Here is a 20824-nt window from a genome sequence, read left to right on the forward strand (position 1 = left end):
GTGTTTCCACTCGTCATGGTGTGGTGGGTGGTGTGCGTGGGGCTTGGTGCGCAAAGGAAGGGGGCTGTGCCCCGGGGTGCCACCCGGAGCACAGCCCTTCGTCCGGTCAGGACCCGGCGGAGACGACCTCTCGGATGGGCTTCTTCGGGGCACGGGGGCTGGCCGGTCGGGTCCGGACGGCGAGCACGGTGCAGCCGGAGCCGGACGACATGCGGTGTTCGGTTCCGGGGCCTTCGACGACGAGGTCTCCCTTGAAGTAGGACACGCCGTCGCTGTGATCGAGCTGGCCGTCCAGGACGAGCATCAGCTCATAGCCGAGATGCTCGTGGAAGTCACCGTGGGCGGTCGGCGGGAAGCGCAGCAGCAGGCCGGCCGAGTCCTCGCCGGCCGCCTCGTCCGGTGCCCACAGGACGTGGTGGTCGACACCGATCCGGCCGGGCTCGGACCACGGGGTCCAGTCGATGTCGTTCAGCTCGAATCCGGAGCGGAAGACGTTCTTGATGTACTTCACTGCCTCTGTGGCCATTACCGCTGCTCCTTGGTGTGGGTTCCGTCGAAGTAGGACTGGGAGACCTTCCACACGTCCTTGGCCAGGGTGCGGCCCTGCTTGTCCGCGGAGACGTGGTCGAACTTCCAGTGGGCTCCGCCGTAGATGCGGGAGTCGCCGACTTCCTTGGCCGCCTCTGAGAAGGTGGCCCACTTCAGGGGGACGTCCTTGGACGGCATACCGGGCTCGATCTTGGAAGAGCCGGCCTTGATGACGCCGGTGTTCCCGTAGCGGTCGGAGCCGGTGTAGAGCTTGAGGGTCTCGGCGGCGACGGCGGTGAACCCGGTGTGGCCGGAGCCGTAGGCGGCGAACGCGGGGGTCTTGAGGTATGGAGTCCAGGTCTCACCCTTGATGGTCCGGGCGCCCTTCCCCGGGCCGGCCCAGCCTCTGATGTCCTTGCCGGCCATGGCGTAGCGGATCATGGTGATCGGGCGGCCGTAGTCGTAGGTGACCTTCGTCATCCAGTCGACGACGGACTCGTCTCCCTCGGCGAGGTTGAGGGCGAAGAACATCTTCACGTCATCGTCCAGGGTGTGCTTGTCGCGCTGGGAGACGAACGCGGCCCACTCCTGCGGGATGGAGGAGGAGGTGGAACCGGGGTACTGCCAGTGTTCGGCGACGGCCTTCTGGCGTTCGGTGAGGTTCGCGTTGACCCGCATCTGCTCAGCGATGGCCTTCTTGACCTCCGCGCTGCCGTACTTCGGCGGTTCCGGGGACAGGTAGGTCCTGGCATCCTTGATCGCGTACGGCTTCCCGGTGGCGAACTGCGGGGTCATGAAGTTGTGCACCACGCCGTCGGGCGTCTTGAGCGGCGCCCACCGGTCGGGGTGCTTCAGGGCCTCCTTGTCGAACTTCGCGATCTCCTGCGGCGGGTTGACCGGCGTGTAGTAGCCGACGGGGACCTTGTACGGCGGGTCGGCCTTCTGGTTGCTGCCGTCGTCGGCGCGGCCCTCGATGACCGCGTCGGCGGCCTTGAGCGCCACCTCCTGCGCCGAACCGGCCTTCGGGTCGTCGGTGTGGGCGATGCTGTGGCCGAGGTCCGTGAGCTTCTTGTCGAAGTCGGCCTTCTGCTCGGGGAAGATGTCCGTCAGAACGCGGTGGGCGGCGTAGCTGATCGCGGCCTGCTTGTTGGCGTCGGTGCGCTCGGCCGCCGGTCGGCGCAGGGCCGCCCCGTACTGGGTGCCCACGGCCTTGCTGTCGTAGGCGGCCCACGCGTCATACATGGCCATGTGGATGATGGCGAAGGCGCGGGCGCCGACGGGCGGGGAGGTGGGGTGCGTCTTCCCGGCCTGCGCGGTGCTCAGGGCACCGGTCATCATCTTGTTCCACTGAATGACGACGTTGGTGCTCCCGGCCTTGGCCGACGGCTTGGCCGTTGCGGTGCGTGCCGGGCTGGCGTTGGCGTTGGCGTTGGCGGTCAGGGTGACCGCGCCGGTGGCCAGGGCGACGGCGACGGCGATGCCGGCGCTCCAGCGGATGCGGTTTCTCTGTGTGCGGCGGTGCGCGGTACTCAAGGGTGTCCGTGTCCTCAGGGCTGGTGTGTGACGGGTCCGGGCGCGGGGGGATCTACTCGGGCCAGGCGGAATCCTCGATGACCTGCACGAAGTTGGGCCGTACGTAGCCGTCGGTGAAGCGCTCCAGGACGTCGGCCTTGACGTTGCCGAAGGTGGTGGCCGGGCGGCGGGTGATGCCGTCGTTGAAGGCCTGGAGGATCCGGCGCTTGAAGTCCGGTCGCGGGTGGGCGGCCGTGACGGCGGCCCGGGTCTCGTCCGACACGTCGTGGTAGCCGATGCCCAGGACGTCGAGTTCGACGCCGGCGGTGACCAGAGCGACCTCGGGTGCCATGAGGGCGGGGATCTCCGGGGTGGTGTGCAGGGCGATGCCCTCCCACACCAGACGGGCCTTGTCCTCGTCGATACCGTGGGAGAGGAGGAACTTGCGGGCCTCGTCGGCACCGTCGATCTCGAACCGGGTGCCGTTGTCGCGGTAGGGCTCGGTCAGGCCGAGGTCGTGGAACATGGCACCGACGTAGAGGAGTTCGGCGTCGAAGGTGAGGCCGCGGCGGCCCCCCTGGATCGCGCCCCAGATGAACACACGGCGGGAGTGGTGGTAGATCAAGTCGTCGGTGGCCTCGCGGATCAGCTCGGTCGCCTCTTCGGCGATCCGGCTGTCGGGAACGGCGATTCCGGCGATGGTTTCAGGCATGGGGGTACCTCGGTTTCTGCCCTGCATGGGGGCGACGGGGTGGACAAAGAGGGAGGGCGGGGCCTACCACCAGTAGGCGGGGTAGGCCGCCTGGGCCTTGACCCGGCTCGCTGCGACGCCGACGGCGACGAGGATGACCGACGCGAGCGCGAGGAGGGGCAGGAAGACCAGCACGTCCGGCGCTGTGGCGGCGACGATGACAGCGGTGGCCGCGGCCGGTGAGTGCGGGGTGCGGGCGATCATCATCACGCCGAGCGCGAGACCGCCGGCGACCGCCGCGGACCATACGGAACTTCCCGCTACCGCGAGGACCACGAACCCGGTGACGGCGGAGAGGAGTTGGCCTCCCACCACGCTGCGCGGCTGGGCGAGCGGGAGCGCTGGCGCCCCGTAGACGAGTGCCGCGCTGGCCGCGAGTGGCGGGATCAGCAGGACCTGCCCGGTGGCCTTGCCCACTGCGACCAGGGCGACCAGGCCGATCACCGCCGCCGCGGTGGCAGCGGTGATGACGTTCCATGAGGATCTGGGTGGTGCCTTACTCACAGGGACGGATACCACCTTTCCAATGTCGGTGTGTTTTCCAACCGGACATGGGAACGCTATTTCGAGTGCTGACGCAGGCTCAAATACGTCCATGCATGGGCCTCATAAGCCGACCGGCCCCTGAAGAATTCTTATGGCGGGGTTTCGATCGCCTATGGTTCCCTCCGTCACAGCCGTCCGGCTGTCCGTCCCGCCCTTCCAGCCACACCGGCACCGGCACCGGCACCGGCACCGGCAACAAGGGCGGCACGGCCGCCGCCCCGTGTCCCTCGTGACCGGGTTCGAACGCATGCCCCCGGCCGCAGGATGCTGCCCGCACGTCGGTAGCGAGGTGGTCGACGTCTGAACCATCTTTTGAGGTTGGCGGAATGGGCTTGAGGACACCCACTGGCCTAAATGCCTCCTACGGTCGGTCCATGACCACTTCGTCGCAGAGCCCAGACCCGTTTCTCCCGGACGAGCGCGGTGAGCTGCTGCACGCACTCGCGGAGCAGAGGGCGCTACTGCTGATCACCGCGCGCGACATCACCGACGCGCAAGCCGCCAAGCGCACGACCACGAGCGAGCTCACCGTGGGTGGGATCGTCAAGCACCTCACCCGGGGTGAGCAGGTGTGGACGCAGATCATGGCCAAGGGGGACGGAGAACTGCCGAAGGGCATGCTCGACCTGGAGCAGTACCGCATGGTCGAAGGCGAGACGCTCGCCGGGCTGCTCGAGCAGTACGCCGCCGCCGCTCGCAGGACCGAGGAGTCCGTGGCTGCCCTACCGGACCTCGACCGGAGCGTGCCCCTGCCCAGGACTCCGTGGTCCCCGCCGGAAACCGTCCACTGGTCTGCACGCCGGATCCTGCTGCACCTGATCAGGGAGACGGCCCAGCACGCCGGACACGCGGACATCATCCGGGAAGCACTCGACGGGGCGAGCACCACCGCTCAACGGTAATCACCCACGGGCAGGGTTCTTCGAGGAGTCCCCACGCAACGGCACCGTGCCGAGAAAAACGACATGCTGCCGACGGCCGTCCCGCCGGGATGCCCGGCGGGGCGGGGCGTCGCCGTCAGAGCATCGGCATCGTGAACGCCGCCTTCGTCGGCATTTTCCACGCCGGGCAACGATCGGTTGCGTCGCCGTACACGGGCGGGAGCACCGCGCTGTGGCTCGTCCGGGCGTCAACGAACATCCCGGAGCGCGAAAGCGGCAGGCAGGTTGGGGCGGCGCCTCCGGATCGGGCGTGGCGTGAACTCCGGTGGGCGGAGTGACCACGTGGCGGCCCGGGGGTTCCGCACGGCGCCGGGGCCGGGCCGTTCTCCGAGCGGTTGGCCGACTGGCGTATCCGTCGGGGGGCGCTGTGGTGCAATGGCAGCTGCCCGGCACCGGGCTTGGCAGCGGCCCCTCGCGTACCGGGCCGGAGCCTTGAGCACCCACGAGCAGCGAGGATTCACCGTGACCGTATCCGGTCCTGACGGGGACGGTGGGCCCACCACTCGCAGTCGCGAGGACGGGGGTGACCTGGGCAGGCCGATGACCTTGGCGGGGGCACTGGCGGCCGCCGAGACCGCGGCGCCCGTGGAATCACTCGACGTTGTCGCGCGCATGCTCAAGGAGCACCTCGGGGCCGCCTCGGTGTCGTTCCTCATCACCGACTTCACCGGCGGCTCGGTCGTACGGCTGGGGACGGCGGGCAGCGTCGACACCGATGAGCCCGCCCGGCGCATCACGCTGCACGGCACCCTGTACGACGACGTGATGCGCACGCAGCGGCCGGGCGTGGAGGACGGGGGCGGGGGCGCTCTGGTGCGGATCGTCGCCCCGGTGACCAACCGCGGCGACGCCATCGGCCTGCTCGAACTGTTCATGCCCGCGGCGCCGGACGCCGAGGTGATGCGGGAGATCGGCGAGACGGCGCACGCCCTGGCGTACATCGTCATCGCGAACAGGTCCTTCACCGACGTGTACCAGTGGGGCCGCCGTACCATCCCGCTGAGCCTGGCCGCGGAGATCCAGCACCGGCTGCTCCCGGCTTCGCTGGCGTGTGAGGCGGCGCAGTTCACGGTGGCCGGGGCGCTGGAGCCGGCCGACCACGTCGGGGGCGACACCTTCGACTACGTGATCGACCGGGACACGGTCCAGCTCTCCGTCACCGACGCCATGGGGCATGACGTCGACGCCTCGCTGCTCGCCACCCTTCTCGTGGGCGCCCTGCGCCGGGCACGACGGGCCGGTGCCGGCCTCGCCGAACAGGCCCGCCAGGCCGACCGGGCCATACGCGAGCACGGCCGCCAGGGCTACGTCACCGGCCAGCTCCTGCGCATCAGCCTGCTCGACGGCCGGGCCGAGTTCGTCAACGCCGGGCACCCCTGGCCCCTGCGGATGCGGGACGGACAGGTGCGGGAGATCACTCCGATGATCGATATGCCCTTCGGCTTCCACCCTCCCCACACCTACCGGGTCCAGTCGCTGGACCTGCGGCCGGGCGATCGGCTGGTGATGCTGACCGACGGCATGCTGGAGCGCAACGCCAGCAGCCTCGACCTGTCCGACCTGATCGTGCGCACCCGCGCGCTGCATCCCCGCGAGGCCGCCCGTTCCCTCATCACGGCGATCGTCGACGCCAACCACGGCAGCTTGCAGGACGACGCGACCGTCATGTGCCTGGACTGGCACGGCGTCGGCCACTCCCGGCGGAACGCCGACACCGGCGCCGACCTCGCCGACGCCTCCGCGCCGTCACGGCCGGGGCGGACCACTCCTCGGCGATGACTCGAGCGCCGCTCCGGGCAGCGGGCCTCGGCCACCTGACCGCCGCCACAAGCACATGCGCGGGCCGAGCAGATCAGCAGGTCAGTAGGTCAGTAGGCGGCCAGGGAGATGGCGGCGTAGTGGGCGGTGAAAGCCGCCACGGTCAGGACGTGGAAGACCTCGTGGAAGCCGAACCAGCGAGGTGAGGGGTCGGGCCGCTGGAGGGCGTAGACCACCGCGCCCGCACTGTAGAGGAGACCGCCGACCACGATCAGGACGACTATCGCCGCTCCGCCGGTGTGCAGGAAGTCGGGCAGGTAGCGCACCGGCGCCCACCCCAGGGCCAGGTAACACGGGGTGTACAGCCAGCGCGGAGCTCCGACCCACAGGACCCGGAACGCGATACCGGCCAGCGCGCCCACCCATACGATCCACAGCAGCACGGAACGCTGGTCCGGTGGCAGGAGGAGCACGGCCAGGGGGGTGCAGGTTCCGGCGATGATCAGGAAGATGTTGGCGTGGTCGAGACGTCGCAGCAGAGCCTCGCCGAGCGGCCCCCAGGTGCCGCGGTGGTAAATGGCGCTCGTCGCGAACAAGAGCCAGGCGGTGACCGAATAGACGGCGCAGGCCAGGGCCCCTTGCGGAGTACGGGCCAGGCAGATGAGTGCGACGCCCGCGATCAGCGCGGCGGGGACCATTCCGGCATGGAGCCAGCCACGCAGCCTCGGCTTGATCGGCTCGGCGAGGTCGGCCGCCCGCTCCACCAGAGCGGCGACCGGGTGAGCGGTCTGCCCCTCATCGCCATCCTGTGTTCCGCCCGGCAGCCCGTCCTCGTGGCGTTCTTCTCCACGCGCTGCGGCGGCGTGACCGCGTTCGGCTTCAGCGGCGTGGCGGGACACACCCCTCTGCTCTCCCTCGGGCCCCTGGGCGTCACTGGCAACCATGGGATCATGCTAGGAGACCCCACCGGTACAGCCGCGGGCACGGGGTGCTCCGCCGACGTGCGAACTCCGGACCCGATGACCCGGCGTTGGGCGTGTCGAAGCCGAGTGGATCGCGTCCGTGGCGGCGGCCCACTCCGACGACCATGCGGCCACCGGCCGTCTCCTCGGGCTCCTGGCCGCACTGCCCACGCCCGCGGCAGCGGCCGCGGCAGCAGGAGATCGCGACGCCCGGCACGGGAGCGAGACCCTCTGTCCGCCAGTCCAACGGTTCACGCGAGGACCGAGTCGGTCACTGCCGGTTCCTGCGGCACAGCACAGCACAGCGCCCGCACCAACGTGCGGGCAGAGGGGTACTTCGCACGACCACAGCTGACGCGGAAGCCACCCGCGCGTACATCACGTCACCACGGTGACGATCAGCCGGCCGGCGGGGCTGTACGTGCGGTGCCCGCCGGGAGCGGCGGGCGCGCTCATCTCATGCCGCGGCCGGGGGGTGGGGCGGCCCCGCGGCCCGGCGGTACTCCGCGTTGATGCGCTGGGCTTCCTCGAGCTGGTCTTCGAGGATGATGATGCGGCAGGCGGCCTCGATGGGGGTGCCTTGGTCGACCAGTTCCCGGGCTCGGGCCGCGATACGCAGCTGGTAGCGGGAGTAGCGGCGGTGGCCGCCCTCCGAGCGGAGCGGGGTGATCAGCCGGGCCTCACCGATGGCACGGAGGAAGTTGGGGGTGGTGCCGAGCATCTCGGCAGCTCGACCCATGGTGAAGGCGGGGTAATCGTCGTCTTCGAGACGGCCGAAGGAATCGTCTGCTGTCATCTCACCTCTCTGTGGAACGCGTGGAGGGGCCCTGGCGCCGTACTGGCACCAGGGCCCCGAAGGAACTGCTACACCATCTGCCGACCCTAGTGCTGCGTCGGCCTGCTTGCTCCGCAGGCCCACCCTGGAGCGGGAGGGCAGTGCGGGGATCGCGGATGCGTGACCGGAGACCACCTACCAATCGATGTCCTGCGGTACCCGGGCTCAAGGCTGCGGCCCGGGCGATCCTGATGGCGCCGAATTCCTCCGTTCTTCCCTCTGGAACAATCACTTGCCAAGCGAGGTACTGCGTACTGCGTGCACTGCGACTGCGTGTACTGCTTGTACTGCTGATACCGCTCACCAACCACTGGTGGCCTCTTACAGCGCCACTCCTCGGCAGCCGGCCCCGTGCCCGTCCTGCGTCTGCTCTGGGCTGGGAGCCCCGCTGCCGAACTTCCCGGTACGCGCGCCCGCAGCCGACGCCTTTACCGAGGTACCACTGACTACCGCACTGCGGGTTACAACAACCGCAACCGCTGAACTACCACTGCGTCAGCTGCGGTCCTGCTGATGGCGGCCCCTGATCACTGCGGGCCACCCGGTCCGGTCGTCAGTCCCGTCACCGTCCTGCGACAACCCTGGCTTCGGAACTCCACCACCGCACCGTCCTGCGTACTGCGTGTACCGATGCCCGGCAGTTCGTCTCTGCCGGGCCTTGCTCGATCTCGGCTACAAGAGAAACCATAACCACACCGCCACCCAATGTCTACTCCGGCGGGAATAGATTTTCTGCATCTCTCAAGGTGAGGTCAGCCGCCTTCGCCGGTCCATTGGATGGTCGGAGCAGCTCCGGAGCCCAGGTCCAGCGTTCGGAGCGACCAAGGCGCGCCGTCCGTCGGGCTTCCCGCGGCGCCACCGACCGCGCCACCGACCGCGCCACGGCTGCGGCCGACGGGCACCGGCCACCGCCGGGCATGCGCGCTTCCCGCCGTATCACCCCCGCGGGCCGACCGGTCCCCGCTCCCTCCGCGCGTGAGCGCCCTGACGCGGCTCGACTCCTTCGCCCGTGGCCACGTTCTCCGGATCGCCCGGCTGCCCGTGCTCACCCGGAGGCGGGCGGGATGTCCGTGCCGCGATCGGGACGTCAGTACCTCGCGCCTGGGCCCCCTGGGCAACCACTGCGGCAAGGACCCGTACAAGCAGTGTGGGTCCGACCGGCGTTGCGCCGGTCGGACCCACATTGCTGTTCACGTGTCGGCCCGTGCCTGTTCCCTCGCTCGGACGGACCCTGGGGTGCCGGGCACCGGGAGGGATGTGCCTCCCACCGGGCGGGGCCGCGTCGGAGCGGGCGTCAGAAGCCGACGGCGAAGACCCTAGGCCGCCGCGTCGAAGGCGGGACGGCGTACGGGGGCGCGCCGGGCAGCCGACGCGGGACGGCGTCGGCCTCGGGAGGAGGCGCCGCGCTTGGGGCGTTCGACCACCGGTGCGGTGATCACGACCGGGATGCCGGACGGGGCCTGGGCACCGGTGATCCGGCTCAGGGCTTCCTCGCCCAAGCGGATCTGCGTGGTCTGCGGCCGGATTCCGGCGTCGGACATGAGCCGGTCCATGCCGCGGCGCTGGTGCGGTGTGACGAGGGTCACGACGCTGCCGGACTCGCCGGCGCGCGCGGTACGGCCGCCGCGGTGGAGGTAGTCCTTGTGGTCGGTCGGCGGATCGACGTTGACGACGAGGTCGAGGTTGTCGACGTGGATGCCGCGCGCCGCGACATTGGTCGCCACCAACACGCTGACGTGCCCCGTCTTGAACTGCGCCAGTGTGCGGGTGCGCTGCGGCTGCGACTTGCCGCCGTGCAGCGCGGCGGCGCGGACTCCGCTGTTGAGCAGGTCCTGGGTCAGCCGGTCGACGGCGTGCTTGGTGTCCAGGAACATGATCACGCGGCCGTCGCGGGCGGCGATCTCCGTCGTGGCGGCGTGCTTGTCGGCGCCGTGGACGTGCAGGACGTGGTGCTCCATCGTCGTGACCGCACCGGCCGACGGGTCGACCGAATGCACCACGGGATCGGTCAGGTAGCGGCGCACCAGCAGGTCGACGTTGCGGTCCAGGGTCGCGGAGAACAGCATCCGCTGTCCCTCCGGACGCACCTGGTCGAGCAGCGCGGTGACCTGCGGCATGAACCCCATGTCAGCCATCTGGTCGGCCTCGTCGAGCACCGTGATGCCCACCTGGTTCAGCCTGCAGTCGCCGCGGTCGATGAGGTCCTTGAGCCGGCCGGGCGTCGCGACCACGACCTCGGCACCGCCTCGCAGCGCGCCCGCCTGCTTGCCGATCGACATGCCGCCCACCACCGTGACCAGCCGCAGCCTGACGGAGCGGGCGTACGGAGTGAGCGCGTCGGTCACCTGCTGCGCCAGCTCGCGCGTCGGTACGAGGATCAGCCCCAGCGGCTGGCGGGGTTCAGCACGCTGTCCGGCTGTACGGGCCAGCAGGGCGAGGCCGAAGGCGAGGGTCTTGCCGGACCCGGTACGGCCGCGGCCCAGGACGTCACGGCCCGCCAGGGCGTTCGGCAGCGTCGCGCCCTGGATCGGGAACGGTGCCGTCACGCCCTGCTTGCCGAGTTCGGCCAGTAGCTGCCCGGGCATGTCGAGGTCGGCGAAGCCCTCGACGGCCGGCAGCGCCGGGGTGATCGTCCTGGGAAGCGCGAACTCGCCCTGTACGGCGGCGGGCCGGCGGCCGTAACCACCGGAACGCGTCGGCCCGCCGGAGCGGCGCGGTGCGGGCGAGCCGAAGCGGTTGCCGCCCCTCCCCGCGTCGGCACTGCTCTTACGGGTGCGGGCGGATCGGTCGTTGGTGCGTGTGCGGTTCATGCGGAACCTTCCTCGATGTGGCACATATCAAGGAATTCCCGCAGCGATGAGCGGCATGGAGAATTACAAGTATGAACCGATGGAAAAAGAAAGCACATCCGGCCGGCGGAAATACGCGCGGGCGCGGGTGCTGAGACGGGTGGCGCGGCAAAGGACGCGGGATACGGGCGTCGGCCGCGGTGAAGTTCTCCGGGTTTCCGCCCGCGCCCCTTGAAGGGGAGCCGCGTGTGGTGGAACCGCGAGGGCTCCTCGCGCCGGTCCCCCGGGCTGACCGCTGCGGGAAACGCGTGCAGCTGGGGCCCGCACCCCGAAGGATGCGGGCCCCAGCTACAAAGTCCGCGTCAGCGTCAGGCCGGAACGATGTTCTCGGCCGTCGGGCCCTTCTGGCCCTGCGCGATGTCGAAGCTCACCTTCTGGCCTTCGAGCAGCTCACGGAAGCCCTGGGCGGCGATGTTCGAGTAGTGGGCGAACACGTCGGCGCCGCCACCGTCCTGCTCGATGAAGCCGAAGCCCTTTTCCGCGTTGAACCACTTCACGGTGCCAGTAGCCATGTCATATCTCCTTTGGGGCAGTACATCGGATCCGCACTGCGCGGACGCCGTGTCGCCGCGATGATTACCCCGCCCGGAAAATGACCGGAAATACAAAAGTGCTCCCGCCGGCTGGGCCGGGCGGGGGCACTTGAAGTTTTGGGAACCACAACTGCAACTGAGATCGACAGTAGCACGCCGAAACGGCCGGCGCACGCCGCACAATTCGTCTTTGTCCATCGTGGCAAAAACCCTCATTACGCGGTCCGCCAAACCCTCACTTCGCGGCTACAGGTATTGATTCCTCGGGGTGCGACGTTTCGGGCGGATCGGTGTCGCCCGCCGCGACCAGGGGCACCGCCGGGCTCCACGCGCCTGCCCCGTCCGGCGCCGACAGCCGAGGCCGACGCCCGCGCGGAGGGGCCTGCTCACCGCCCCGGGACGGCGGCCGAGGCGTCGCCCTTCCGCCCCGAACGCCCGGAAGGTCGGGCCAGCGGACAGGCCGTCGGCGCGTCGTCCCGTCGGCGGCCCTGTACCGGGACAGGGCGCGGCCGTGGTGCTCGACATCGAGGGGGACGACGTCCTCATGAGCCCGGAGGAGCTCGGCCGGCTGCTGGGGCTGCGGATCGCGTCCCTCACCATGAAACTGGTGGCTGTCCGCCGACGTCGACGTGGTCGGCCAGTACGCCTACGAACCGCTCGGCGGCGAGATCCAGACCTTGTGGCTGGACGGTCGCACGGCGGAGCAGACGGACACGGTCGAGGCGGCCGTCTCGCCACGGCCACCGCGCTTCCGGCACCGACCCGCGCCCTGATCGTCGACCGGAGGGGCATGGGCGACCCCGGCGACTGGGACTCACCGGTGCTGTACGACGGGGAGAACTCGCCGCCCTTCCGGACCGGCTGCCGCTGGACCCCTGCTAGCGGACCGGCATCTGGCGGCCCGGCCGGAGCTGAGGGGCGAGACGACACCAGGAGGGCTGACCTCGCTCATTCCCGCCCCTGCCCGCTGACCCGCCACCCCCGAGGAAAGCCCCGCCGGACCCGCATCCGGCGGGGCTTTCCTGGTGCGCGCGGCGCTTCCGATGGGCGGGCGCGCCCCCAGGGGGTCGCTGGAGCGCACGGAAGGCGGGGAGACGCTGCGCTTCGTCGGACACGGTCACGGCGTGCGGATGCTGTCCGGCACCGACGAATGATGAGCGGTCGACACAGGTCGAGGACCTCGTCGGCCGGGGACTGCCCGGACCGACCGGTGTCCCTGTGCCCTGGAGCAGCGGCTGGCTGGAAACAGGTATTCCGGTGGGACGGCAACCAATCCCGCTTCTGCGGCGACTGCTGAGCAGCCCGTTCCCCACGGGTCCCCCACGTACGTACAGATTGGGAAATCGGCATGACTGAGCTGCACGGCCACGGCAAGGCGCGGCACCGCAGAAAGAAGACGGCACTGCTGGCGGGGGCCCCGCTGGCACTGGCCGCCGCGGGGGCCATGGCCTACGGCACGGCTTTCGGGGTGTTCGGAGAGGGCGCGCGGCCGAAGGCCTCGGCGGCCGCCGCACCGGCCTGGGCCGACGACACCGCCGACGGTTTCGCGTCGGTCCACGCGCTCGGGCAGAAGGGGACGTACGGCGGCAAAGGTGGCAAGACGGTCACCGTGCGGACCCTGGCCGATCTGGAGAAGTACGCGACCGCCCGGGAGCCGTACGTCATCGTGGTGGCCGCCACGATCCCGATGAACCCCAAGGGCAAGGAGATCAGGGTCGCCTCCGACAAGACGATCGTCGGCGCGGGCACCTCGGGGCACATCGTGGGCGGTGGCTTCTTCCTCGGCCAGGGCGTGCACAACGTGATCATCCGGAACCTCACGATCCGGGATTCGTACCAGGGGATCTGGAACGACAAGGAGCACGACTGGGACGCCATCCAGATGGACGGCGCGCACCACGTCTGGATCGATCACAACGACCTGCGGCGCATGGCCGACGGGCTGATCGACAGCCGCAAGGACACCACCTACGTGACGGTGTCCTGGAACAGGCTGAGCGACAACAACAAGACGTTCGGCATCGGCTGGACCGAGAACACGACCGCCGACCTGACGATCCACCACAATTGGTTCCGGGAGACCGGGCAGCGCAACCCGTCGACCGACAACGCCGCACACGCCCATCTCTACAACAACTACCTCCAGGACGCCCCGGGCACGGACATCACGTCGTCCTACGGCAACTACGCGCGCGGCAGGACGAAGATGGTCCTGGAGAACAGCTACTTCGAGGGTGTGAACAACCCCGTCATCAAGGACGGCACGGCAGGACTGGTCCAGCGCGGCAACGTCTTCACCCGCACCAGTGGCCGCAACGAGAGCGGCGGCACCGCGTTCGACCCGAAGTCGTACTACAACTACCGTCTCGACAAGGCAGCCGACGTTCCCGCGCTTCTCACATCCGGTGCGGGGCCGCGGAGTTCGATCGGAACAACGGTGAGCGCCGGGCCCGCGACCGCCGCCGCGCAGAGCACCCTGACCGTGGCCAAGGACGGCAGCGGCCGGTACAAGAGCGTGCAGAAGGCCGTCGACGCCGTCCCGGCGGGCAACACCTCGCGCGTCGTGATCCGGATCGCGCCCGGCACGTACCGCGAGGCGGTGAAGGTCCCGGCGAACAAACCGCACATCACCTTCGAGGGCACCGGTCGCAGCCGCAAGGACACCGTCATCGTCGAAGGCCACGCCGCCGGGATGACCAAGCCGGACGGGTCGGGCACCTACGGCACCGGCGGCAGCGCGACCGTCGCCGTGGAGGCCGACGACTTCCAGGCCCGCAACCTCACGATCTCCAACGACTTCGACGAGGCGAAGCACCAGCAGCTGAACGGCCAGCAGGCGGTGGCGCTGCGCACCGCCGCCGACCGCGTCCGCCTGGACGCCCTCATCATCAGCGGCGACCAGGACACCCTGCTCCTCGACACGGCGGGCAAGGACCGTACGGGCCGGGTGTACCTGACCAACTCCTACGTCATCGGCAACACCGATTTCGTCTTCGGCCGCGCCACCGCGGTCATCGACAAGTGCGTCCTCACGCTGAAGAAGCGCTGGAACGGCACCTCGGCCGGGTACGTCACCGCGCCCAGCACCCCGGCCGGCCGCAAGGGCTTCCTCATCACGCGCACCACCATCGACGGTGACGTGTCCGCCCGGAGCTTCCACCTCGGCCGCCCCTGGCACGCCGGCGGTGACGCGAGCCTCGACCCGCAGACCACCATCCGCGACAGCGTTCTCGGCGCGGCCGTCAAGGCCGCTCCCTGGACCGACATGGGCGGCTTCTCCTGGAAGAACGACCGGTTCGCCGAGTACAACAACGAAGGCCCGGGCGCAGGCGCCGCCGGCGTTGACCGCCCGCACCTGACGGACGCCCAGGCCGCCACCCAGGAGACGGCGGATTGGTTCGGCGGCTGGAAGCCCACCGGCGCCTGATCCCCGGCCCGGAGGAAGCCCCGGCCCCGGGGGAAGCCGCCCAGGCCGCCCGGGGTGTGGCCGCGCTGGACGGTCACACCCGTCGACGCGCCCGATCCCCGGCCAGGGGCGGCCCACCGACGTCCGGCCCCGGCCCCGGGGCTGAGCCGGGGACCCCCGCCGGGCCGCCTGAGCGGCCTGCTCCTGGAAGAGATCACCCACCCCGCCCGTGGCCACGTCGGACAACCGCCACCGCCGGGCCCGCGCCACGCCGCGCATCCCCTCGCCCCGGGCCATAGGAAACACGACGGAGATTCCCCGACCGTCTGCGGCGGGACCCGGCGCGGAATCCGCCGGGCCCCGCAAGGGGGCTGTCCGGACGCGGGCACGCCCTGATCGCCACTTCCGTCACGGGAGGTTCACCACAGCTCCGACACGCGAGCACCATTCGTTCTCTCGAACCCCAACGCCATGTCCACCCCCACCGGAAGGAGAAGCGCGTGAGCCGCACTCTGCGCAACTCTTCGTTCCTCGCCCTGCCCGCCGCCGTCATGCTCGCCCTGATGCCGTCGAGCGCGTCCGCCTACCCGGCCCCCGGGCGGGTCACCGGCGACGTCGTCGTCCACGACCCGACCATGCTCCGCGCGCCCGACGGGCGCTACCTGCTCCATTCCACCCACGGCTACCTCGAGTTCCGCACCTCCACCGACCGCGTCGCCTTCAACCGCCATGGTGACGCCTTCTCCTCACCGCCCCGTTGGTGGTCGCGCTACTCGTCCGAGAACGACCCGTGGGCACCCGACCTCACCTATCACGGCGGCCGGTACCTGATGTACTACGCCGTCTCGGGCTTCCGTTCCAACACCTCGGCCATCGGCCTCGCCACCTCCACGACCGGGACGCCGGGCAGTTGGAAGGACCAGGGCATCGTCCACTCCTCCACGGCCGACAGCGACTACAACGCCATCGACCCCGACCTGTTCGTCGACGACGACGGCAAGTGGTGGCTGGCCTTCGGCTCCCACTGGAGCGGAATCAAGATGATCCGCCTCGACCCCCGGACCGGCAAGCAGTACGCGGGGGACACCACCCGTCACGCGCTCGCCTCGCGTTCCGCGGCACCGCGGGCGGTGGAGGGTCCGACCGTGGTCAAGCGGAACGGGTACTACTACCTCTTCGCCTCGTACGACACCTGCTGCAGCGGTACCACCTCCACGTACAAGATCAAGGTCGGCCGGGCCACCAGCCCCACCGGGCCCTACTACGACCGCGACGGCGTGGCGATGAACCGCGACGGCGGCACCGTGCTCATGGCGTCACAAGGATCCGTGATCGGCCCCGGCGGGCAGGACATCATGCCCGACACCGACGGGGACCTGCTCGTCTACCACTACTACGACGGTAAGGACGGCGGTACGGCCAAGCTCGGCCTCAACCGGCTGAGGTGGGACGGCGGCTGGCCCACCGCGTACTGACCGGAGCTCGGCGGCGAGGGGGCGGTCCGTGTGCGGACGCCTGCGCCAGGGCCCAGCGCGGCAACGGTCGCGCACCGGCCTGCGTGCCCCGGCACGGCGCGGTGTCCCGTCGTGCCGCGCCCCCTCGCACGGCTCACCGGTTCCCGTACACCTCCGGTGGCCAGCCGGTGCGCGGCACGCCGCGTTCCCGGGCGGTCCGAAACGGTGCTCAGCCCACGGCCTTCCCGGGCGCGGCCCCGCCGCGAGCGCGGAAGGCGCCGCCGGCCGCCTCTCCCAGGAGCCGGTGCACGGCCCGCAGGAGCGGCCGGTCCCCTCGGCCGGCGCGCGGGTGGAGGCGCCCGCGTCGCTCAAGACCCCGTCCTACCGCGCCGACGCCCCGGACCGTGGTCCACCTTCGCCACGCTGGTCCGCGACGGATGGGCGGCCCGCCTCTGGCAGGGCCAGTCGCTCAGCGCCGATACGCGGCGGGTCTTCGCCTACTTGGCCGGCACGGGTACCGGGTCCCGGCCGGCACCAGCGTCGCCATGCCGCTTCGGCACCCCGATCGACCCCCGGCGAGCCAGACGCGCTCGCTGGCCGTTCTCACCGGACACCACATGGACCTCGGACCCGGCCCCGCGCACCCGACTTCGTCGCCGGACTACACGGATAACCGTACGACAGCCCCCACGACACCTGTGTGGAGTACCCGACCGAGGTCCGGTCCTGATCGGAACGGAGGACGCGGTCGCCGGAGCGGGCGACGGCGCGTCCGTCGGCCTGCCGGTCCTCGGCGCCCGCGCCCTGGTCGACTCAGGATTCTTCCTCGACGGCCCGCCCGAGGACATCGCCGCGCGACTGGCCGGATACGGTCGGGCGGGAGTGAACAAAGTTGTCGGCAGCGTCGCAGGTGTGTATCCCGAGCATGGCCGACCCGACCCGTGCGGGGTCTCCAGGAGGATCCTCACGGCCTGCCGGGAGCAGACGGACTGACCAACGACGGGGTGCGTCAGACCGGCCGCCCCGAAGGGCCGCCCGGCAGTACGCAGGAGGGGGAGGCACCGGGGTGCCCGACGACATCGCCCGCTGGCTGACCGAGCACGCCCGCCCCCTGGGCACGCTCACACCGGGCGCTCCCACGGAGGACCTGAAACCCCTGGGCGAGGCCCTGCGCGGGACGCGGATCATCGGTCTGGGCGAGTCCACCCACGGCACGGGCGAGTTCTTCCGGCTGAAGCACCGCATCGTGGAGTTCCTGGTACGCGAGGAGGGGTTCACCACCCTCGCCATGGAGGCCAGCCAGTCCGCAGGCCGGGCGCTTGACGCGTATGTACGGCACGGCAACGGCGACCCCGAACGGCTCGTCGCCCGGCTGGGCTTCTGGACCTGGTGCACCAGGGAGATGGTCGACCTCGTCCAATGGCTGCGCGCCCACAACCGCGGCCTGCCCGAGCAGCGCCGAGTCCGCTTCATCGGCACGGACCCCCAGCGCTGCGCCGACTCGGTGGAGGCCGTCGCCGCCTTCCTGCGCCGGACGGCACCCGAACGCGCCGGCGACGTCCGCGCCCTCGAGGTGCTGGCCCAGGCCAGCCCCGCCTCGTACCCCGACCCCGCCCAGGCCCTGATGCGGCGCGCCGAGGATGTCGCCCGCCTTCTGGCGGACCGCCGCGAGGCGTCGGGTCCTGACGCCGACGCCGACGAGGCCTTGGAACACGCGCGGATCCTCGTCCGCGCCGCCGACCTGGTGACCCGCTCCTTCGAGCCCTCGGCAGGGGAGGACAGCGTGTTCGCCGTGCGCGACCGCTACATGGCCGAGGCCGTCGTACGTCTCGTGGACGACGACCCGCAGACGCGCGTCATGGTCTGGGCGCACAACGGCCACATCGCGAAAGGCGCGTACGGGAAACAGGTCCCCGCCCTCGGCAGCAGGCTCCGCGAACGGTACGGCGACGCCTACTACGCCCTGGCCCTCTTCTTCGGCAAGGGATCGTTCCTCGCCCGGCGCGGCGACGACCTCCAGGGCCCACCGGTACGCCACCGGATCGGCACGGGAGTCCGTTCTCTGGAGGCGCGGCTCGCGGACGCCGTACGCGGCGACTACTACGCCGACCTGCGGACCGGGACCGCGCCATGGCTGCACACCCCGCAGGCGCAGCGCAGCTTCGGAGCCAACGTCCCCCGGTTCGCCTACCGTTTCCACACGGCCCCGCTCGTCCCGGCGCAGGACTATGACGGCTTCTCGTTCGTCGCGCGCTCGACCTGCTCCCACCCGCTTCCCCGGACGGAGCCCTGTGGCCGTTGACTCCGGGCCACAATGCGAGGACGTAGTGCGTCATCGGGGACCATGCGCACCGGCGGAGTGATCCGAAAACTGGCGGGCCAGAGGCCTTCCGACGCAACGTCGGCCACGGTCGGGTGGGCGCGAGCGTCACACGGGCGTCACGTGAGGGTCGTGTGCGCCTGACCGCTTCCCGGCTCAGCGGCCCGATTCGTCGGCGTCTCCCGCGGGTCCCGGCGGCAGAGCGGCCCCCGTGGTCGAGATCGAGCGGTACACGCGGTCCAGATACCGGCGCAGGCGCTCGGTCATGTCCAGCCACTCCGGCTCCAGCGCCCACTGGAGCTGGAACCCGTCCATGACGGCGATAAGTTCCTGGGCTTCCGCCAGGTAGTCCGTGTCGGGCTTGAGTTCCCCCGAGTCGACGCCGCGCCGCAGGGTGTCGGACAGGTCGCGCAGGACCTTGCGGTAGCGCCGGGTGAAGAAGGCGTGCGCGGGATGGCCGGGGTCCGACGACTCGCCGACAAGGACGTTGAACATCCGGGTCCGCCCGGGGCGGCGGCTGTTGTACTCGACGAGCTCGAGCAGGCGCAGGAAGCAGTCGGCGGCGGAGTCGAACTCGGTCGAGAAGAACCGTTCGATGTCGTGCTCCTCACTGCGCTCCAGCACGGAGACGAGCAGGTCCTCCTTGCTGCGGAAATGGTGCAGCAGGCCGCCTTGGGTGATGCCGACGTCCTTGGCGATGCGGGCGAGCGAGGAGGCATGGAAGCCCCACTGGGCGAAGTGCTCCACCGCGGCGTCCAGGATGCGCAGGCGCCGCTCGTCCCCCACGGCGTAGCCGCCGCGAGCTGCGCCCTCGCCGTTCCCCGGGGTCTTCGTGCGCGCCGACCGCCCGTCCTTGTGATCCATGGGCAGCACCTTAACCAGTCGGCGAACCGGGCCGGATTGCTGTGACCCACGCCACATTCACAAAACCTACTACCCACTCGGTATTCGTGATTGCCTGTGCTCGCCCGAACGGCGGGGCCACCCCCCACGCCCGGTACGGAGCCCTCCGGCGATCACGGCCGCCCTCTCGTCCACGCCTCCCCACAAAGGCCCCGTTCCTCCTTCCCCGTTGCCTGCTTCGGCGTCCCCGTCCCACTTCCCCTCTTCCGTCCGCGAGAGCCGCCGCACCCCGAGGAGCCGGACATGTCCAGATCCGAGACCGATCGCGTCTCCGTACCACCGTCCGCACCAGCCTCCGCCGCGCCGCATGCCGGCGGCCCGCTGGGCAGGCTGTTGTTCCTGCTCGCCGTCGGCAACACCGCGATGTTCGTGGTCTACATGGGCGTCGGGCAGGTACTGCTCCCCGTGCAGGTGGAGCTGCTGGACCCGGCCGACAAGATCGCCAACCTGGGCCTGGTCTCCGGGATCGCCGCCGTCTTCGCGACCCTGTTCAATCCGCTGGCCGGACTGCTGTCGGACCGCTCCCGGCGGCGCAACCCTTGGATCCTCGGCGGCGGCCTGGCCGCGCTGGGGGCGCTCGCGCTGCTGGGCGCGATGAGGACGATCCTGCTGGTCACCATCGGTTGGTGCCTGGTGCAGGCGATGATGAACGTCTACCAGGCCGCCATCACCGCGGTCGTCCCCGACCGGGTCCCCATGGAGCGCCGGGGGCTCGCCTCCGCCATGGTCGGCATGGGCATCCCCATCGGCACGATCATCGGTGTCATGGCCGCCGCCGCGTTCGTCCCGCACGACGTGCGCACGGGCTACCTCGTCCTCGGTGCGGTCGTCGCCGGGGTGGCGGTGCTCTTCACCGCTCTCGTACGGGAGCGGAAGCTCCCCGAGGTGGAGACGGTGCCACTGGGCCGGCAGCTCGCCGCCTTCGGCTCCGCACTGAAGACGGGTGACTTCCGGTGGGCGTTCATCGGCCGGTTCCTGATGATGCTCGGCTACTTCGCCGTCTTCCTGTACCAGCTGTACATCCTCCAGGACCACATCGACCTGCCCAAGGGTCTTTCGCCCGCCGCCGCGGTGGCGATCATCTCGCCGGTCAGCGCGGTCTGCACGCTGCTGTCGACGGTGGTCGGCGGTGTGCTCTCCGACCGGATCGGCCGGCGCAAGCCGTTCATCGCGGTCTCCTGCGTCTTCACGGCGCTCGGCATGATCGTGCCGGTGGTCAGCCCCACCTGGACCGGCATGCTCGCCTTCTGCGTGATCACCGGGCTGTCGTTCGGCTGTTTCATGGCCGTGGACACGGCCCTGGTGACGCTGGTGCTGCCGAGTGCGGACGACGCCGCCCGCGACATGGGCGTCCTGAACATCGCCAACGCCGGTCCGCAGATCATCGCGCCCTTCATGGCCTCGCTCGTCGTCGCCTCGCTCGGCGGTTACACCGCCCTCTTCATCACCGGTGCCGTGATCACCGTCCTCGGCGCCCTGTCCGTCGTCCCGATCCGCGGCGTCCGCTGACCGAGTCGTTCCCCCTG

At 70.4% G+C, this 20824-nt stretch carries 15 protein-coding genes; 6 read left to right on the forward strand and 9 right to left on the reverse strand.

Going from position 1 to position 20824, the window contains the following annotated elements; all coding sequences use genetic code 11:
* Window positions 1-106: 106 nt before the first annotated feature.
* From ABD347_RS11215 to ABD347_RS11230, 4 genes are all read right to left on the reverse strand, one after another.
* Window positions 107-526: a cupin domain-containing protein gene (locus tag ABD347_RS11215; protein WP_344359723.1), complete on the reverse strand. Its 420-nt coding sequence runs from the start codon at window positions 524-526 to the stop codon at window positions 107-109.
* Window positions 526-2061, reverse strand: a complete 1536-nt coding sequence (locus ABD347_RS11220; RefSeq protein WP_344359725.1) for a vanadium-dependent haloperoxidase — start codon at window positions 2059-2061, stop codon at window positions 526-528. Before ABD347_RS11220 ends, ABD347_RS11215 begins: the two co-directional genes overlap by 1 nt.
* 52 nt (window positions 2062-2113) lie before the next feature.
* A complete protein-coding gene (locus ABD347_RS11225) occupies window positions 2114-2752 on the reverse strand; it encodes an HD domain-containing protein (RefSeq protein ID WP_344359727.1) in 639 nt (212 codons plus the stop codon).
* A gap of 63 nt (window positions 2753-2815) precedes the next feature.
* Window positions 2816-3295, reverse strand: a complete 480-nt coding sequence (locus ABD347_RS11230; RefSeq protein ID WP_344359729.1) for an HPP family protein — start codon at window positions 3293-3295, stop codon at window positions 2816-2818.
* Window positions 3296-3711: 416 nt separating this feature from the next.
* Here ABD347_RS11230 and ABD347_RS11235 point away from each other — a divergent pair, with 416 nt between their 5' ends.
* Window positions 3712-4239 (forward strand): DinB family protein, encoded by a 528-nt coding sequence (locus ABD347_RS11235; protein ID WP_344359731.1) that lies wholly within the window; start codon window positions 3712-3714, stop codon window positions 4237-4239.
* Between the two features lie 579 nt (window positions 4240-4818).
* Window positions 4819-6057: a PP2C family protein-serine/threonine phosphatase gene (locus ABD347_RS11240; protein WP_344359861.1), complete on the forward strand. Its 1239-nt coding sequence runs from the start codon at window positions 4819-4821 to the stop codon at window positions 6055-6057.
* 89 nt (window positions 6058-6146) lie between these two features.
* Here the strand turns inward: ABD347_RS11240 and trhA are convergent, their stop codons facing one another.
* The 4 genes from trhA to ABD347_RS11260 form a co-directional block, all read right to left on the reverse strand.
* Window positions 6147-6980, reverse strand: coding sequence for a PAQR family membrane homeostasis protein TrhA (gene trhA, locus ABD347_RS11245; protein WP_344359732.1), 834 nt, complete (start codon window positions 6978-6980; stop codon window positions 6147-6149).
* 475 nt (window positions 6981-7455) lie between these two features.
* Complete coding sequence (locus ABD347_RS11250) at window positions 7456-7794, reverse strand: MerR family transcriptional regulator (RefSeq protein WP_344359733.1); 339 nt, start codon at window positions 7792-7794, stop codon at window positions 7456-7458.
* A gap of 1355 nt (window positions 7795-9149) precedes the next feature.
* Complete coding sequence (locus ABD347_RS11255) at window positions 9150-10643, reverse strand: DEAD/DEAH box helicase (protein ID WP_344359735.1); 1494 nt, start codon at window positions 10641-10643, stop codon at window positions 9150-9152.
* A 347-nt stretch (window positions 10644-10990) separates the two neighbouring features.
* Window positions 10991-11194 carry a cold-shock protein gene (locus tag ABD347_RS11260; RefSeq protein ID WP_004986771.1) on the reverse strand — a complete coding sequence of 68 codons (204 nt, stop codon included), beginning with the start codon at window positions 11192-11194 and terminating at the stop codon, window positions 10991-10993.
* A 1369-nt stretch (window positions 11195-12563) separates the two neighbouring features.
* Here ABD347_RS11260 and ABD347_RS11265 point away from each other — a divergent pair.
* The 3 genes from ABD347_RS11265 to ABD347_RS11275 all read left to right on the forward strand — a co-directional run bounded on the left by ABD347_RS11265 (window position 12564) and on the right by ABD347_RS11275 (window position 18377).
* Window positions 12564-14642 carry a pectinesterase family protein gene (locus tag ABD347_RS11265; RefSeq protein ID WP_344359738.1) on the forward strand — a complete coding sequence of 693 codons (2079 nt, stop codon included), beginning with the start codon at window positions 12564-12566 and terminating at the stop codon, window positions 14640-14642.
* A gap of 479 nt (window positions 14643-15121) precedes the next feature.
* Window positions 15122-16096, forward strand: coding sequence for an arabinan endo-1,5-alpha-L-arabinosidase (locus ABD347_RS11270; protein WP_425575621.1), 975 nt, complete (start codon window positions 15122-15124; stop codon window positions 16094-16096).
* A gap of 1045 nt (window positions 16097-17141) precedes the next feature.
* Window positions 17142-18377, forward strand: coding sequence for an erythromycin esterase family protein (locus ABD347_RS11275; protein ID WP_344359739.1), 1236 nt, complete (start codon window positions 17142-17144; stop codon window positions 18375-18377).
* Window positions 18378-18551: 174 nt separating this feature from the next.
* Here ABD347_RS11275 and ABD347_RS11280 read toward each other — a convergent pair whose 3' ends face one another.
* On the reverse strand, window positions 18552-19259 hold the full coding sequence (locus ABD347_RS11280; protein WP_344359741.1) for a TetR/AcrR family transcriptional regulator: 708 nt from the start codon (window positions 19257-19259) through the stop codon (window positions 18552-18554).
* A gap of 282 nt (window positions 19260-19541) precedes the next feature.
* On the opposite strand from ABD347_RS11280, the gene ABD347_RS11285 reads away from it, so the two are divergent.
* Window positions 19542-20807 carry an MFS transporter gene (locus tag ABD347_RS11285; protein WP_344359743.1) on the forward strand — a complete coding sequence of 422 codons (1266 nt, stop codon included), beginning with the start codon at window positions 19542-19544 and terminating at the stop codon, window positions 20805-20807.
* Window positions 20808-20824 lie beyond the last annotated feature (17 nt).

This window comes from Streptomyces gobitricini (genome assembly GCF_039532985.1).
Taxonomy (GTDB): Bacteria; Actinomycetota; Actinomycetes; order Streptomycetales; family Streptomycetaceae; genus Streptomyces; species Streptomyces gobitricini.

Excerpts from the sequence above, each read along its gene's own strand:
- ABD347_RS11260 (WP_004986771.1), bottom strand. The coding sequence starts at position 11,194 with ATGGCTACTGGCACCGTGAAGTGGTTCAACGCGGAAAAGGGCTTCGGC.
- ABD347_RS11240 (WP_344359861.1), top strand. The coding sequence starts at position 4,819 with ATGACCTTGGCGGGGGCACTGGCGGCCGCCGAGACCGCGGCGCCCGTG.
- trhA (WP_344359732.1), bottom strand. The coding sequence starts at position 6,980 with ATGGTTGCCAGTGACGCCCAGGGGCCCGAGGGAGAGCAGAGGGGTGTG.
- ABD347_RS11250 (WP_344359733.1), bottom strand. The coding sequence starts at position 7,794 with ATGACAGCAGACGATTCCTTCGGCCGTCTCGAAGACGACGATTACCCC.
- ABD347_RS11235 (WP_344359731.1), top strand. The coding sequence starts at position 3,712 with ATGACCACTTCGTCGCAGAGCCCAGACCCGTTTCTCCCGGACGAGCGC.
- ABD347_RS11225 (WP_344359727.1), bottom strand. The coding sequence starts at position 2,752 with ATGCCTGAAACCATCGCCGGAATCGCCGTTCCCGACAGCCGGATCGCC.
- ABD347_RS11255 (WP_344359735.1), bottom strand. The coding sequence starts at position 10,643 with ATGAACCGCACACGCACCAACGACCGATCCGCCCGCACCCGTAAGAGC.
- ABD347_RS11280 (WP_344359741.1), bottom strand. The coding sequence starts at position 19,259 with ATGGATCACAAGGACGGGCGGTCGGCGCGCACGAAGACCCCGGGGAAC.
- ABD347_RS11285 (WP_344359743.1), top strand. The coding sequence starts at position 19,542 with ATGTCCAGATCCGAGACCGATCGCGTCTCCGTACCACCGTCCGCACCA.
- ABD347_RS11215 (WP_344359723.1), bottom strand. The coding sequence starts at position 526 with ATGGCCACAGAGGCAGTGAAGTACATCAAGAACGTCTTCCGCTCCGGA.
- ABD347_RS11265 (WP_344359738.1), top strand. The coding sequence starts at position 12,564 with ATGACTGAGCTGCACGGCCACGGCAAGGCGCGGCACCGCAGAAAGAAG.